The organism is Nostoc sp. C117 (genome assembly GCF_043099735.1).
Lineage (GTDB): Bacteria > Cyanobacteriota > Cyanobacteriia > Cyanobacteriales > Nostocaceae > Nostoc.
Window position 1 is genome coordinate 2,233,280 of sequence record NZ_CP170991.1, and the last position, 16,056, is coordinate 2,249,335.

Annotated in this window: 12 protein-coding genes; 10 read left to right on the top strand and 2 right to left on the bottom strand. The window is 40.8% G+C overall.

What is annotated here, in order from left to right:
- Positions 1–49 precede the first annotated feature (49 nt).
- Positions 50–3,046: an ABC transporter substrate-binding protein gene (locus tag ACFG4S_RS10265; protein WP_392534694.1), complete on the top strand. Its 2,997-nt coding sequence runs from the start codon at positions 50–52 to the stop codon at positions 3,044–3,046.
- A 180-nt stretch (positions 3,047–3,226) separates the two neighbouring features.
- A complete protein-coding gene (locus tag ACFG4S_RS10270) occupies positions 3,227–4,696 on the top strand; it encodes an ATP-binding protein (protein WP_392534695.1) in 1,470 nt (489 codons plus the stop codon).
- 52 nt (positions 4,697–4,748) lie between these two features.
- Here the strand turns inward: ACFG4S_RS10270 and bchM are convergent, their stop codons facing one another.
- A complete protein-coding gene (bchM, locus tag ACFG4S_RS10275; protein WP_392534696.1) occupies positions 4,749–5,435 on the bottom strand; it encodes a magnesium protoporphyrin IX methyltransferase in 687 nt (228 codons plus the stop codon).
- Between the two features lie 587 nt (positions 5,436–6,022).
- Between bchM and ACFG4S_RS10280 the strand changes: the two genes are divergently transcribed.
- The 3 genes from ACFG4S_RS10280 (at position 6,023) to ACFG4S_RS10290 (ending at position 8,122) form a co-directional block, all read left to right on the top strand.
- A complete protein-coding gene (locus tag ACFG4S_RS10280; protein ID WP_392534697.1) occupies positions 6,023–6,991 on the top strand; it encodes a sodium-dependent bicarbonate transport family permease in 969 nt (322 codons plus the stop codon).
- Between the two features lie 4 nt (positions 6,992–6,995).
- Positions 6,996–7,307 carry a P-II family nitrogen regulator gene (locus ACFG4S_RS10285; protein WP_392534698.1) on the top strand — a complete coding sequence of 104 codons (312 nt, stop codon included), beginning with the start codon at positions 6,996–6,998 and terminating at the stop codon, positions 7,305–7,307.
- A gap of 116 nt (positions 7,308–7,423) precedes the next feature.
- Complete coding sequence (locus tag ACFG4S_RS10290; protein WP_392534699.1) at positions 7,424–8,122, top strand: carbonic anhydrase; 699 nt, start codon at positions 7,424–7,426, stop codon at positions 8,120–8,122.
- 465 nt (positions 8,123–8,587) lie between these two features.
- Here ACFG4S_RS10290 and ACFG4S_RS10295 read toward each other — a convergent pair whose 3' ends face one another.
- Complete coding sequence (locus ACFG4S_RS10295) at positions 8,588–10,039, bottom strand: MFS transporter (protein WP_392534700.1); 1,452 nt, start codon at positions 10,037–10,039, stop codon at positions 8,588–8,590.
- A gap of 77 nt (positions 10,040–10,116) precedes the next feature.
- Here ACFG4S_RS10295 and ACFG4S_RS10300 point away from each other — a divergent pair, with 77 nt between their 5' ends.
- The 5 genes from ACFG4S_RS10300 to ACFG4S_RS10320 all read left to right on the top strand — a co-directional run bounded on the left by ACFG4S_RS10300 (position 10,117) and on the right by ACFG4S_RS10320 (position 16,053).
- Positions 10,117–10,635, top strand: a complete 519-nt coding sequence (locus tag ACFG4S_RS10300; RefSeq protein ID WP_392534701.1) for a phosphoribosyltransferase — start codon at positions 10,117–10,119, stop codon at positions 10,633–10,635.
- Positions 10,636–11,379: 744 nt separating this feature from the next.
- Positions 11,380–13,119, top strand: a complete 1,740-nt coding sequence (locus tag ACFG4S_RS10305) for an ATP-binding protein (protein WP_392534702.1) — start codon at positions 11,380–11,382, stop codon at positions 13,117–13,119.
- A 35-nt stretch (positions 13,120–13,154) separates the two neighbouring features.
- Positions 13,155–15,266, top strand: a complete 2,112-nt coding sequence (locus tag ACFG4S_RS10310; protein ID WP_392534703.1) for an ATP-binding protein — start codon at positions 13,155–13,157, stop codon at positions 15,264–15,266.
- On the top strand, positions 15,238–15,639 hold the full coding sequence (locus ACFG4S_RS10315) for a response regulator (RefSeq protein WP_392534704.1): 402 nt from the start codon (positions 15,238–15,240) through the stop codon (positions 15,637–15,639). The genes ACFG4S_RS10310 and ACFG4S_RS10315 overlap by 29 nt, the downstream gene beginning before the upstream one ends.
- Before the next feature lie 6 nt (positions 15,640–15,645).
- Complete coding sequence (locus tag ACFG4S_RS10320; protein WP_392534705.1) at positions 15,646–16,053, top strand: response regulator; 408 nt, start codon at positions 15,646–15,648, stop codon at positions 16,051–16,053.
- Positions 16,054–16,056: the final 3 nt, after the last annotated feature.

The window sequence follows — 16,056 nt, forward strand, 5'->3', positions numbered from 1 at the left end:
TCGTAAATATACAAAAGTAAAAATTTAACGTCAAATACGTGCAACTATAATGTGTCCAAACTCACAAAGTCAAAGAAGCCCTTATATTATTGGTACTGCTATTAGAAATATAGACCAGCTTTTCGGGCGAGAAAATCTCTTAAGAACCATAGCAGATAGTTTGCAACAGGATGCAAAATTTATTCTCTTACACGGTCAGAGACGCATAGGTAAATCTTCTGTACTCCAAAATATTCATCATTTTGTATCTCCAGATGAATTTGTCTTTGTATCTTGCGATTTTCAAGAACACGGTCATGCAACTCTAGGTCAAATTCTGTATGCGATCGCTAAGGAAATCTTTGAGCATCTTAACTTAGATCAGAATATACTTAATCCTTTATTAGATCTAAGTGCAGATTTCCGGAGCATTCGCAGAATTGTAAACAATAGAATACTACCACCTATTGACGAGGCACTAAATAATAAAAAACTGGTGTTACTGTTAGATGAGTTTGATGTTGTCAATCAAAACGATACAGAACAAGCTGTTGAGTTCTTGCGTTTTTTAGAAAACTTAGTTAGACAACAAGAATACTTATTTGTAATTGCGGTAGTTGGTAGATATCTCAATGCTATGCCAAATTTGGTGCAATCATTTAGAGGCGCACCATTTTACGAAATAGGTTTATTGGATAACAATGATGCTAAACGGCTGATTACTCAACCTGCGGATAAGATTTTGGAATATCAGGAAAAAACGATTGCAGAAATTTTAAAAGTTTCGTCAGGACATCCCTTCTGTACACAAGTATTATGTCATGAGATATTTCAGCTAGTCAGGAATCAAAATAATCCTACTAATCCTACGATTGTTGTACCTAATTATGTGGTTGAAGTTATACCCGACGCTATTGAGAGTTCTGGAGGCGGATTAGATAGTATTTGGAAGGGGCTGAGTATCTCTGAAAAAGTAGTGATTTTAGCAGTTGCTGAAGCTCAAAATTCTCATACTATACAAAATCCTTTAAAGCTACTTGAATCCTATGGACTAGTACTTACAAATTCTTTACAAGAGGCCATCCAACTATTAATTGATAAGGGATTTTTAGACAGCAACCCAGTTAAGATAAAAGTAGAGTTAGTTCGTATCTGGTTATTACAACGTCATCCATTAAGAGATGAAATCAGAAGTTTGGAGATACTAGAAGAAGAAAATGTCAACCAACTATTGTTTGTTGCTCGTAGTTGTTGGATGGGAGATAAACAACAGCAGGATGCAGCATTAGCTATTTACGAACAGGCTCTAAAGTTAAATCCCAATCACTTCAGCACTATACTAGAGCTAGCAGAAAAGCACTTGCAGTTAGAAAATTTTGATAAAGCTTTAAAGCTTTACGACCGAGTTGACAAATTAGATCGAATAGGCTACCAAGAAGAATTTATAAAAGCGTTAGATCGGTATGGACATTGGTTGATCACTCAAAGAAATTACATAGCAGCAAAGCAGCAATATGAAAAAATTTTACAGATTCAACGTGAAAATAGTTTAGCTCAAAATAAACTAGCAGAAATAAAAGCTTATCAAAATAATAATAATAACAAAGCGAACTTGATACAGCAAGTTTTGAGGTTGCCAATATTGCTAATTAGCTTAGGATTAATTGGTGGGAGTGTAAGTCTAATTTTTGGTATTTTGTTAGCTAATAGTTGTCCTGCTGGGCAAGAAAAGAATTTAGGTATTTTTTGCATTAATAGTCTTAAAATTAGTAGTGGCGATCGCACTTTATTTCCAGACATAAAAAATAGCGATCGCGACAAAGGTATTCAGAGCTTTAAAAATCGCAATTATAAAGAAGCTGAAGATTATTTTAAAAAAGCTTTTGCCGACAAGAACAATCGTCCTGACCCAGAGGTGCTTATTTACCAAAATAATGCTCGTGCCATTCAACAAGGTAATCCTTTAACTTTGGCAGCTATAGTACCAGCGACAAATATAACTGACTCTGCTCTAGAAAGGTTACGTGGTATTGCACAGGCACAAAATCAGTTTAATCAAGGAGGCGGATTAAACAGTAGATTACTAGAGATTGTGATTGGTGACGACAATAACAACGAAGATACAGCAAAACGAGTAGCGGAGGAACTAGTAAAAGATAAATCAATATTAGGAGTTATAGGACATGGTTCTAGCGACGCTACTATTGCAGCCTTGCCGACATATACATCAGCTAATTTAGCAATCATCTCACCCACGAGCACCAGTACACAATTTCCAAAACAAGTCTTCTTTAGAGCTATAAACTCAAATAAGGTGACTGGGAAAAATTTAGCTGAATATGCCTGGAAACAAAATTTAAAGAAAGTAATAATTTTTTGTAATCCTAAGGATTCATACAGTAACACGATGAGAGAGGAATTTAGGATTAATTTTATGGCAAATTTGGGTGCTGAAATAGTAGATGGAGGCGAAACATGCATTCATCATAATTTAGCTGATCCAAACTTCAATGTAGACAGAGAGGTGCAAGACATTTTTCGGAATCAAAATCCTGCTCAGGCAATTGTATTATTTCCGGATACACAGCATCTCGAAATTGCTGGTAAAATTGCTAAAGCCCACAAAGACTTGATAGATACGCTGCAACGAACAGGGAGTAATATTCAAAAACTCAAGTTAATTGGAGGTGATGTTCTCTATAACAACGAATTTTTGAATCAATATAGTGATGCTTTAGAAGGTTTAGTTTTATCTACACCTTGGTTTCCAGAAGCACCAAAATCAAAGGAATTTGCACAAAAAGCTAAAGCTCAATGGCGTGGTGATGTTAATTGGCGCACTGCAACTAGCTTTGACGCTACTCAGGCTTTTATTGAGTCTTTTAAACTATCCCCAAATCCATCTCAAAAAACAGTTTTGAAAAATTTACCGCAAGTCAAGCTTTCATCAAAAAACACCTCTGGAGAAGAGCTGGTATTTGACAAAAATACTAGAGAAATGAAAAGAGAAGAAATACCGATTATGGTTAAAAATGGCAAGTTTGTTGTTATAGCGGAACCAAATTAGGGAAAACTTAGCGATAGCAATGTGAATTAGTCAGCCACTATTGAGTCATGTTATAATCGAAGTCGTGGCTAAAAACCAAAATATAATTTTTGCTTCGAGAGTTTGTTGTGCTAGATATCGCTTGTGGAGACATGACTAAAAAATCATAGGCTATTCAGTTGACCTATCCTAGATATTATCATGATACAACTAAAATCTCAGAGAAACCCCTATATTATCGGTCGTCCTATTACCGAACCAGAAGTATTTTTTGGGCGAGAGAAGCAATTAGCGTTTATTGAAGAAAATCTGAGACAAGGTGAGAAAGTTATATTACTACATGGTCAACGACGTATAGGCAAGTCATCTTTACTTCAGAATATTTCTAAAGTTGTCAACGTAAATAAATCTGCTTTTGTTAGCTTTGATTTAGAATATCATAGCCAAGAAAAGCTGGAAAATCTGTTAGAAAATTTAGCAGAAGCTATTGTCGAACAATTAGAAATAGAGCCAAATAAAGTAGTAATACCAAAAGCGGAACAGATAGAAGAACAAAAAGATATTTTTTGCACTAAGTTTTTACCTCAAATTTATGACCATCTAAAAGATACTAATTTGGTATTACTTTTAGATGAATTTGATGCTTTAAATAATAAATATATAGGTATAGAGCTTGAATCATTATTCAAGCAATTAAAAAACATTGTCTATAAAAATAAAAGATTATTTGTCATAATATTTGCTGGCAGAAAACCAGCAGATATATCAAATTTACTCAAAATCTTTCCCAAAGTACCGATCGCAGAAGTTGGATTACTAGACCACGAAAGTATTAAGCAATTAATTATCCAACCTGTTAATGGTTCTCTCAATTACGAGCCAAAAGCCATACAAGCAATTACTAATTTATCAGCAGGACATCCTTATTTTATTCAAATTTTATGTTTTGCGATTTTCAGTAGAGCTAGGGAATTAGAGCAATGGCAAGTGACAGAAGAAGATGTAGAAATAATTGTAGATAGGGCGGTTGAGCTTGCAGAGGCTGGCTTTGCATGGTACTGGGAGGCTTTATCTGTACCAGAGAAAGTAGTTTTTTCTGCAGTGGCTGAGGCGCAAAAGATAGCTATTGAAAAAAAAGACCAAGAATTAGAAAAAGACCCATTGATGCTACTTAAAAGCCATCATGATGTGTTGTCTAGAGAGGTGCTGGAAAAAATAACTAAACAATTAGCATTAAAGGGCTTTTTAAATGAGCAAGCTAATAAAGTAAAAATAGAATTAGTTCGCCGTTGGTTAATACAACGTCATCCGTTATGGCATGAAATTAGGGAATTAGAGAAAGTAGATAAACAAGAAATTAGTTCTACCTATCAAATGTTTAATCAAATACCTCTAATTAGCCCAAATCAAAAGCAAAGTAGTACTAAAAGCCTTGCTTTGAGTCAATATTCCCAGAGATATGAACAAGATGTATACTCTGTCAAACCTACTAAGAATAAAATTAATCAGAATAATAGGGAATTATGGTTAGTTCCTGCAATTATTTTCTTGGGATTGGGAGTAATTGCGATCGCCATTACTTATTTGATGTATGCTCAAAATCGGAGCGCTCTCCCAAATCAAAACTCAAACTCGCCTCCAAATGCGACATCTCCCAGCATTAACGCTTGAGATTGTCAAATCGCAGCAAAAATAATAGTATTTTTTGACTGCGATTTTAACCTTACTTGCGTGTAGCTTCCAATAGGCGGGAAAAATAGAAGCGAGTCTTCGTCATCTCTTGTCGTTGCAAAGAAAAACCATTACTTTCCAAGATTTTCACCACATCAGCCTCACGATGCAAATATGCACGAGTGGCTTTACTTGGTCCAGGAAAGAAACTGCCAATTTTTTTGAGTATAGTTAAGGCGCAGGTCTTCGGTGCAAAACTGAGAATTATCCGCGACTGTGCTAGAGAACAGAGGTGAGAAATCATCTCATCGGCTTTTTCTTGGGGGTAGTGAATGAGAACATCCAAGCAAATAACAGTATGATAACTACCACTCAACGATTCCAAATCCTGCACAGCAAAAGTCGGATTTTCATCATTTCCCAAGGTTTGCTTTGCTCTATCCTTGCCTTCTTCTACCATTTTTTCAGAAATATCGCTTGCATAGACTTTGGCACCATCTACCGCCAAGGGAATGCTAAGACTACCCACTCCACAGCCAGCATCGCAGATTGATAGTTGTGGTAAATTGTTATCAGCTTTTAGCCAGCCGATAACTGTATCCACCGTTTGCTGATGTCCAGTGCGGATATCTAATTGGACTTTGTTGACTTCGCCATCGCCGTAAATCCGCCTCCAACGGTCAAACCCTGTGGAATTGAAATACTCGCGAACAATTGTTTTATCGTCGGCTGCGTTCATAAACTCTGATTTTTAGGAGTTCCCAATGCTTAAAATTATCATTGATAGGAACCCACAAGGGCGCTCTTCCAGATTTTTCTAGATATGGGCATTGGACATTGGGTGTTAGGAGTGCTGAGTTAAGAGTTTTGTTTATTTCCTTGTCCCTGTATCTCCCATACTTCGGCTCCCTTCTCCTGTCGGAGACGCTGCGCGAACGGTTTTGCGGTAGTTGAATCTCGACTCACTTCGACGCCGCTCAGTGCAAGTCGCTCGATTTTTGCGTAGTCGAAACTCAGGGCAAGACGCTCAGTACAAGTCTCCCGATCTCCCCATTACGTTAATTTTTCCAGGGATACAGATTACCCGTCAGTTATTCCCTCACTTTCTGTCGTAAAATCAGCGACGAGGAATTAAATATCAAAAAAATACTGGGCAAGCTCTCACTGCTCTAGCCGAGAGTATTGTCACGAATAGGACTATTCACTCCTTGACTACCCAATTGACATGGGGTCGCCATACACGATACATCAAGATTCAACTGTTAAATTTTTGAAGATGAAAAATTTCTTTAATTCCAGGTTTCAACAGCATCAAGAGGAGTGGATATGGATCTGAGCTTAATTGTATCCAACATTTTGAATCCGCCAATCCTGTTTTTCTTTTTAGGTATGACTGCTGTTTTTGTCAAGTCAGATCTAGAAATTCCTCCACCAGTACCCAAACTTCTTTCGTTGTATCTACTGTTTGCTATTGGTTTTAAAGGAGGGGTAGAACTAATCAAAAGCGGCGTCACTCAGGAAGTAATTTTCACACTCCTGGCAGCAATGTTGATGGCTTGTTTTGTTCCAATTTACACCTTTTTTATTCTGAAGTTGAAACTGGATACTTACGACGCTGCGGCGATCGCTGCAACTTATGGTTCTATCAGTGCCGTCACTTTCATCACCGCTGGCGCTTTTCTCACTGAGCTTGGTATTCACTATGATGGTTACATGGTAGCAGCTCTTGCCCTGATGGAATCTCCAGCGATCATTGTTGGTCTGATCTTGGTAAGTATATTCACCGCCGATGAAAAGCGGGAATTTTCTTGGTCGGAAGTTTTACAAGAAGCATTTCTTAATAGTTCAGTTTTTCTACTAGTTGGTAGCCTCTTAATCGGTGTCTTGACAGGAGAACGTGGTTGGCACGTATTAGAACCCTTTGCTCAAGGATTGTTTTATGGCATTCTCACCTTCTTTTTATTAGATATGGGACTGGTGGCTGCGAGAAGAATTAAAGACTTGCAAAAAACCGGAGTTTTCCTGATTTTTTTTGCCATACTAATTCCAATACTCAATGCAGGTATTGGATTAGCGATCGCCAAATTTATCGGTATGCCTCCGGGAAATTCGCTGTTATTCTCTGTATTGTGTGCGAGTGCTTCTTACATTGCTGTCCCAGCGGCGATGCGGATGACTGTTCCCGAAGCAAATCCCAGCCTGTATGTTTCTACCGCTCTAGCAGTCACATTTCCGTTCAATATTATTGTGGGAATTCCGCTATATCTCTACGGAATTAACCTATTTTGGAGGTAATAATATGCACGTAGTTAAAAAGATAGAAATTATCGCCAACTCCTTTGAGCTTGCCAAAATTTTAGAGAGTTTAGACAAGTCAGGTGTACATAGCCATGCCGTAATTAGAAATGTTGTTGGTAAAGGATTACGAGGAACAACAGAAGATTTAGACATGACCATGCTTGATAATGTTTACATCCTGGCATTTTGTATGCCAGAACAACTCAAGCCTGTTGTCGAAAATCTCAGACCACTCCTCAATAAATTCGGTGGTACTTGCTACGTTTCTGATGTGATGGAGATTCGCTCTGTCAGATGTATTGCATCAATGTAATATCATGTCCGGTTAAGACTTATCATTAAGGCTGACACGGGAACACAGATAAATTTTAAGAATAAGTGATTACCCGGACTTGATATAAAAGAGTTATAAATTCAATGAAACATTTCATGGAACGTCGTGAATTTTTAAAGTTAGGAATGACTGGGGCATTTGCAATGGCGGTAACAGCCAGCGAGCTCCTGTGGCGAGTGGAACAGGCTAAAGCTGATGAAATGCACCCAGCCCCCACTCCCTTGAGTCCTGATGCAGCTTTACAAAAGCTGATTGAAGGTAATCAGCGATTTATCGATCATCAACCCAAATACCCCGATCAATCTGCGCTACGGTTGCAGGAAGTTGCTCAAGCTCAACATCCATTTGCAACCATCCTCAGTTGTGCGGATTCACGAGTGCCGGCAGAAATTATTTTCGATCAAGGCATTGGAGATATCTTTGATGTTCGAATTGCCGGAAATATTGCTACACATGAGGCCATCGGTAGTATCGAATATGCGGTGGTGTTGCTAGGTTCTCCGCTGCTGATGGTAATGGGTCATGAGCGTTGTGGAGCGGTAACCGCAGCTGTACAAAAGGAATCATTACCTGGTGACATTAGTACTTTTGTTAAGGCAATTAAACCAGCCCTGAAAAAAGCGAAGAATCAGCCAGGTGATGCGGTTGAGAACGCGGTGGTGGCAAATGTGCAATATCAAATTGAACGGTTGAAGCGATCGCAGCTTTTAACTAAGCAGGTGGAGTCAGGCAAATTGAAAATTGTAGGCGGTCGTTACGATTTGGATACAGGCAAGGTGACTATTATTACTTAGTTCGGCAAACCTCAAATTTCAGACAGTGGCGATCGCTTTTAGTTTAACATACGCCTCCGTTGCAGACTTTTTTCTGTGATGACAAATGTAATGGTTGGGACATGACATTTATTCGATGTGGTCAAGAGTTCTTTGCAGATACTTTGAGACTATTGAAGTCACTCATCTGACTTAATAATCAATTAAGTAACTAATATTATGTATACTCAAGAACCATCTCAATTGCGTAACTCTTTCCTAAAAGCGATCGGCAAAACCTAACTTTTTGGCAAAAACTTTTTCCATCTCACTGATTCTCGGTGAAATCGAAAAAGTCAGACTGCTGACCCACAAAGCTTTTTGCGTCAGATTGAGGGTTGCGAAAAAATGGATAAAGTCGAGCTAAGAAAGGAAAAATCTTTATCGGGACAACCAATTGTTAAACTGAAAAAAAGAGAAAAGCTAATCATACTCAAAGTAGAGTTATTATTTCTCTCTCTTCTCTTGTCGTTCCTTGAGCTTCAGCATGATTTCTGCGTGCATTTCGCGGGTAATGGGGTAAAAATACGTTAAAACTAAGCCACAAATCAAACAAACTGTAGGTATCGGTCCAACAGCAACGCGAATAGCAAACAGTGCCGATGCCGGTTGGATGGGTGATGGACTTCCGGCTACAGATGCTTGGAAACCAGCTACTTGTAAAGCATTTCCTACCAAAAACAGCCCGAAAGCTAAACCAAATTTTTGCAGCAAAACCATAAAACCATAAAAAATGCCTTCTCTGCGTTGTCCGGTTTGCAGTTCATCTAATTCAATCACATCGGGAATCATCGACCAGGGAATTAGATAAGCTGTGGATACGCCAACACCAGCCATGACAGCCATTACATACATCAAAACTATTTGGCCAGGCTGTAAAAAAAATAGTCCAGCGGCGGCGATTATCCATAAACTCATTCCCAGAAAATAAACAACTTTTTTGCCGAGTTTTTGACTCAACGCTCCCCAGACAAATAGCATTAACAGAGCAGTTCCTTGTACTGCAATCAGCAGTGTGGGCACATCTGATTCTTTAAGACCCATACAATTGACCACAAAATAGGGAATAATGCTGGCTGTGATTTGCACACCTAGCCAAGAAAAAAGATATATACCAATAACAAATAGAAAAGGTCGGTTGCTGAAGACAATTTTTAGCTGTTCCAAGAAGGAGAGAGATGCAGGTTCCTCGGCTTGGATACGTTTCGCCTCAAAAGCCAGGATGCGATCGCGCACTCCAAAAACACACCAATATAATCCTAGAATTGAAATTACAGTACAAATTGCTGCTAAAACGAGAACTTGTTGTTGGCGATCGGCAATTTTGGAAAAAACAATTCCCATTAAAATTAATGAGAGAATGCTACCACCAATGGAAAATGTAAAGCGAAAGCTGTTAAGGCTAGTGCGTTCGTCATAATCTTGAGTTAATTCTGGAGTCATCGCCGTATAAGGCAAGTTCACGACCGTATAAAATGACTGAGATATCACCCCAATTACTACGTAATACCAGAACAGCGGCCAAATATTATCACTCTGATTTACACTAAATTGTGGTACAACCCACTGCAAGAAAAAGAAAATTCCAAAGGGAATTGCCCCATAAAACATCCAAGGAAGACGGCGACCCCAGCGACGAGATTTTGTTTTATCGCTCAGAAACCCAACAAGCGGATCGTTTACGCCATCCCAGATTTTGCTAATCATCAAAATACTGCCAGCTAAACCCGCAGGGATACCAGCGATATTGGTAAAGAAAAACAGCAGATAAAAGACGGAGATATTTGCAGTAATTGCTGGTCCTAAATCTCCTGCACCATAAGCCAATTTTGTTTTAAAATCCAGTTTTTCACTTAAAGGATTTCGTTGGGCATCGCCGTCAGCAACAGAATCATTCATAATAACTTGCACTCATACTAAAATAAAAACTTTGCAATCGCCTTCAATACTAGCTGTCTAACACTTCCCTGATATTTATGCCAGACCTTTATGTTTCTTGGTCAGATTATCACCAAAAAATTGAACAACTGGCCGTTCAGATTTATCAATCCAGTTGGGAATTTAACCAGATTATCTGTCTCGCCAGAGGAGGACTACGCGTTGGCGATATTCTCTCCCGCATATACGATCGACCGCTAGCAATTTTAGCAACCTCATCTTACAGTGGCACTGGTAAGCAAGAAAGAAATAATTTAATTTTCTCCCGCCACTTGACAATGACTACTGAAAAGTTAGGTTCCCACATTCTTTTAGTCGATGATTTAGTAGATTCTGGCATCACAATCCAACAAACTATTCCTTGGCTAAAACAAAATACTGATTTCTCCATTGAAGAAATTCGTACCGCCGTACTGTGGTATAAAGCCTGTTCAGTTATAGCACCTGATTATTATGTTGATTATCTACCTGACAACCCCTGGATTCATCAACCTTTTGAATATTATGAGCAAATAAATCCCGCAGAACTTGCAACTAAAATAAGTCAACTGTATTGAATTGATTAACAAAAAAGAATAAAGGCGTCAGTCACCAAAATTTTCTGGCTTGTATTCTGTATGAGTGGTCAACAATCTCATGTGCGGCTAACGCAGAGGATCACAGCAACGGAGACAATACTGCTCGCTTTGTGCATTTTTAACTCGGAATTGGGTTTGGGGTAAAGGTTAAAGGGTAAAGGTTAAAGGTTTTTTCTTTCCCCTTTCCCCCGCCCCTTATCCCCAGAGGGGACCCCACCTTCCCCTTTTCCCCAAAACCCGACAAGTATTGGGAACGTAGACAGATTTTGATAAGAAGTGATTAGGGAACTCCAAAAATAAAAATAACCGCTTGAAGTTGTTGACTGTGAACAGTGGAATATTTTTTTATTTTTCAGTCCCTTAGCTGTATATTTTATTTTCTGGAAGTCCCTTGCCCAGACTTATATATGAACGCTGAAACCCAATACTCTCGCTTGCGTTACCACTCTCAATCGCAAGTTAATTTCAGCATTGGCTGGAAAATGAATACTCCATGCTGGTATTATCAGAAACTTCCAAACTCTTCCTCTAGGAAGTACCAACCGCGCATTATTTATCGTAATCTTTGTTCTATGGGAATAAACGTTTTATTCAAAAGTCAGAATTTCAGAGTGAATTATCACTTTTGGGTTTTTCTTGATAAAAATTGAATAAATGTTACAAAAGTTGGGTGGACTGAACAAGAAGTGCTGAGCCCATATTGCTTAGAACCGGAGTAGTGTCATGACCAATGAGGAAGTGGAGCAAATATGTTTAGATGATATTCTCATCACTGAAGAATTGTTCCGTCGAGTCACTAGAACCACCGATCTCAAACAAGAAAACCATGCACTTCACACCTTAGTAGAACAACTAGTTGAGCAGCCTCAAATGATGCTCAAAAAGGTTGTAAAAATTACTAGTCAACTCTGTCAGGCAGCAACAGCAGGTGTTAGCTTACTTCAGATAACTCCGAGCGGGGAAGATATCTGCTGCTGGGTCGCAGTAGCCGGGATGTTAGAAGATTATGAACAAACTACCACTCCTTATACCTTTAGTTGCTCCGGCATCTGCCTAGAACGTCAAGCGCCCCTGTTGTATTACTATCCGGAACGTTATTTCAGCTATTTGCAACAGTTTAAGCCAACAATCATTGAGAGACTAGAGGTTCCTTTATTGATTGGCCATCGACCACTTGGCACAATTTGGATTGTATCTCACGATCGCCATCGGCAGTTTGATCGAGAAGACTTGCGGCTGTTGACAAGCCTGGCAAATTTTACAGCCACCGCTCTTTATAATAGCAAAGCCCGTGAAGCAGCCGAAGAATCGGCACTACGCGAACAAGCTGCCCGTACCGAAGCTGAAAAAGCCAATCGTCTTAAAGATGAGTTCCTCGCTGTTTTATCTCACGAACTGCGTTCGCCCCTCAACCCGATTTTGGGCTGGGCAAAACTCCTGCAAACCCACAAGTTCGATGAAGCAAAGATAGCTTATGCTCTAGCAACTATTGAGCGCAATGCCAAGTTGCAGGCTCAGCTGATGGAAGATTTATTGGATGTTTCTCGTATTCTGCAAAGCAAGCTCAGCCTAAATATCAGATCTGTTGACCTATCTGCTGTGATTGAAGTAGCACTTGATACTGTGCGTCTTGCATCTCAAGCCAAGTCTATTCAAATCAAAACGATATTTGAACCGAATGTGGGGCAAGTTTTGGGCGATCCCAGTCGCTTGCAGCAAGTCGTCTGGAATTTACTGTCTAACGCCATTAAGTTCACGCCGTCTGGCGGTCGGGTCGAAGTCAGCCTTGAATGTGTAGGTACACAAGCACAAATCCGAGTGAGTGACACAGGTCAGGGCATTAAGCCAGATTTTCTGCCTTATGTGTTTGATTACTTCCGTCAAGCTGACAATAGCACCACAAGAACCTTTGGTGGCTTGGGGCTTGGTTTGGCGATCGTTCGTCAGGTTGTGGAATTGCATGGTGGAACAGTGCAAGCAGAAAGTGAGGGAGATGGTCAAGGTGCCACCTTTACTGTGTTGTTACCCGTTATTAGTGTTGTAGCTCAAACAAATGAAGACAACAGCTTGGCTAAGGATTCCCTTAATCTTCAGGGAATAAAGGTGCTAGTGGTAGATGATGAAGTTGACACCCGTGACCTCATAGCCTTCATCCTCAAAGAGTATGGTGCATCTGTGCGTGCCGTTCCCTCTGCAACTGATGCACTAGAAGCTTTGGTACTCGATAAGCCAGACATTCTCTTAAGTGATATTGGGATGCCAGAAATCGATGGCTATATGCTGATTCGGCAAATTCGCTCGCTACCCTCTGAGCAAGAGGGAGAGATTCTAGCGATCGCCCTCACAGCTTATGCTGGAGAAATGAATGAGCAACAAATTCTCCAGGCAGGATTTCAACAACATTTGACTAAGCCAATAGAACCAGCCGAATTAGTTAAAGCAATTGTTAGCCTAGTTAAATAATAAAAGAATTATTCCGAGAAGCTGGGAGTACGCAGTTGGCTACAAATTTCGATTTTAGAACCCAAAAAGATCAGTTACTTCCTGAACGCAAAGAAGCTCTCCTAGCTCGGATGGCAAACCGCATTCGGCAATCGCTGAACCTCCAAGAGATTTTGGATGCAACTGTGGTGGAGTTACGGGCATTTTTGCAAACTGACCGGACTAAAATCTACCGTTTTGATGGTGATGGGCATGGACACGTCGTTGCCCAAGCAAGTCTTCCCAATCGTCTGCCTTCTCTGCTGGGATTGCACTATCCAGCTGATGATATTCCACCCCAAGCGCGGGCTTTGTTTGTCAAAGCACGTACCCGCTCCATTGTTAATGTCAGCGAGCAGCGGATTATCCTTAACTCACTGCCCACGCCGAAAACAACGGCGATCGGTGACTTGACCGTTGAAGAAGTTCAAGAGCAACCCCTGGAAGATATTTTAAGCCGACCCGTAGACCCCTGCCATGTAGACTATCTCACCCAGATGGGTGTGCAATCTTCTTTGGTGGTGCCAATAATTTATCAACAGGAACTCTGGGGGTTGTTGATCTCTCACCATGCTGAACCCAGAGAGATTACATCTGAGGATTTGTACGTCGTTCAATTGCTTGCTGACCAAGTTTCACTGGCAATTACCCAAGCGAGTCTGCTGAGTCAGGTGCAGGAGCAGCAACAACGAGAAGCGATCGTTAATCAAATTGCCACTATGCTGCACGCGCCTCTCAGTCCGGAAGAGATTTTGCATAGCGTTTTAGAGCAAGCAGTCAAAGCCTCTGGTAGTTCTGGAGGAAGGTTGTACCTGACTTCCCCGGATGAGGCTTTACCAGCCCATCTTTATACTTACGGAAATCAGCCGACTCCATCCCAACTTGAGCAACCAGAATTCTTAGAAAATCATTCCCTCTGGCAAGAGGTAGGGATAGCTCCTGCTCCCATCGATCCTGACTTAACCCAAAAAGATAAACCTGCTCTGCGAGTAGTAATTAATCTTCAGCAAGAACCACGTCTGCACCAACTGATTGAATCATTCCAAACCACACCGATTCGGGGCTTAATCGTTCAACCGTTGTATTATGGCAAGGAATTCCTGGGGTATCTGACATTATTTCGTGACCAAATTGGCGCAAAAAGTCTTTGGCCGGGTTATGAGGAAACCGATGAGCGGCAGCAGCGCCCTCGCCAGTCAATGGCGCAATGGCAGGCGCTCAAAGAAGACCAAGCTCACCCCTGGAGCATCGAAGAAATGGAACTCATCCAGTCTTTGAACATTCACCTATCGCTGGCTGTACTCAAAAACCGACTCTATGAGTGCGAACGACAGCAGCGCCTAGTAGTTGAGATGCACAACCAGGCTCTCTCTCATGCCCGAGCTGCTGCCGAAGAGGTAAGCCGCCTCAAGAGCAACTTTTTGGCCTCTACCAGTCACGAACTGCGAACTCCTTTAGCCTCCACATTGAACTACTTAAAGTTGCTCAAAGAGCGCCTTTATGAAAACGAAGAAGAATTACGCCAATATATTGACGGTGCTTACCAATCAACGCAAAATCTTGTCACCATCATTAACGATGTGCTTGACATTGCCAAGATTGAAGACGGACGCATCGCTTTAAATATAGAGATAGTTTATCTGCAACAGCTTTTACAAGAGCAATGTTTTCTCTCTGGTGCTGAAAGTCGCTACAAAGCAGTTCCTCTGACACTCCACTGTGAAATCGAGACAATTTTCGCCGACAAGATCAAAGTCCGTCAGGTGATGACAAACCTGCTGGATAACGCCTTTAAATTCACAGATCGGGGTCAGATTCATGTCCAGGCTGTTGTCGATAGTACTGGGACAATGGCTCAGATTTCAGTGAGCGATACGGGCATCGGCATTGAGATGGAAAAATCAGAGCAATTGTTTGCCCCATTTGTGCAAGCTGATGGTTCTGCCCAGCGCGCCTACGGAGGCACCGGCTTAGGGCTGACTATCTGCAAGCGATTGGTGGAAATGATGGGTGGTAATATCTGGCTGGCAAGCCCTGGATTAGGGCAGGGAAGCACGGTAACTTTTACTCTGCCCCTGAATAATGCGAGTCAGATAGCAGGTGATAATATTGAATATCCTACTGGTTGAAGATGACCAACTCTTAGCTAAGGGAACGGCCAAACTAATCGAACGCTTGGGGGGTCATCAGGTGTTTATTACTGCCGAACCAAAAGAGATCTTCCACTTATGCGAAGCCGGGACAGTAGAACTGGTGATTATGGATATCAATTTGCCGGGAGCTAGGTGGCAAGGAGAAAAAGTCGATGGCTCCATCCTATCGCGCCATTTGAAAGCACAGTGGAAACAAATACCAATTATCTTGGTGACAGCTTATACCATGCCCGCCGAGCAACATCACTTGTTGTCCCAATCTGGGGCTGACAGTTGCTATACCAAACCCATAACTGACTACGATGCGTTTTTGGATATGATTACTCTTCTGGGTCAAAAGAGGAATTGAATCTTTATGTACAAGCTGGCGATTTTGGATGATGATGAAAACTGGTGTCGAGTCGTCCAACGCTTTCTGAAGCAAGACTATGCTGTGGTAAGCTACAAGTCTGTGTCTACTTTCTTATGGGAGTTAGAGCAACTAAATCAGTACGATATCTTTTTGGTCGATTTCGTGCTAAACACGGCTCAGTATGAGCTAAGTATAGATGGCATCCAAATCATTAATACTCTCAAGCGTCGCTCGCCTCCTTCTCCTGTGGTTATTTTCGTTACAGCTTTCATGAGCAGGAATGAGTTAGAGGTGCATGGCAAAGAAATATGTCCAGAAGCAGACGGATTTTTTGCCAAAGATGCTGGACTAGAAATATTGGCTCAGCAAATAAAGCAACTGCTGAGATCAGGTAAAACTGAGGACATTTAAGAG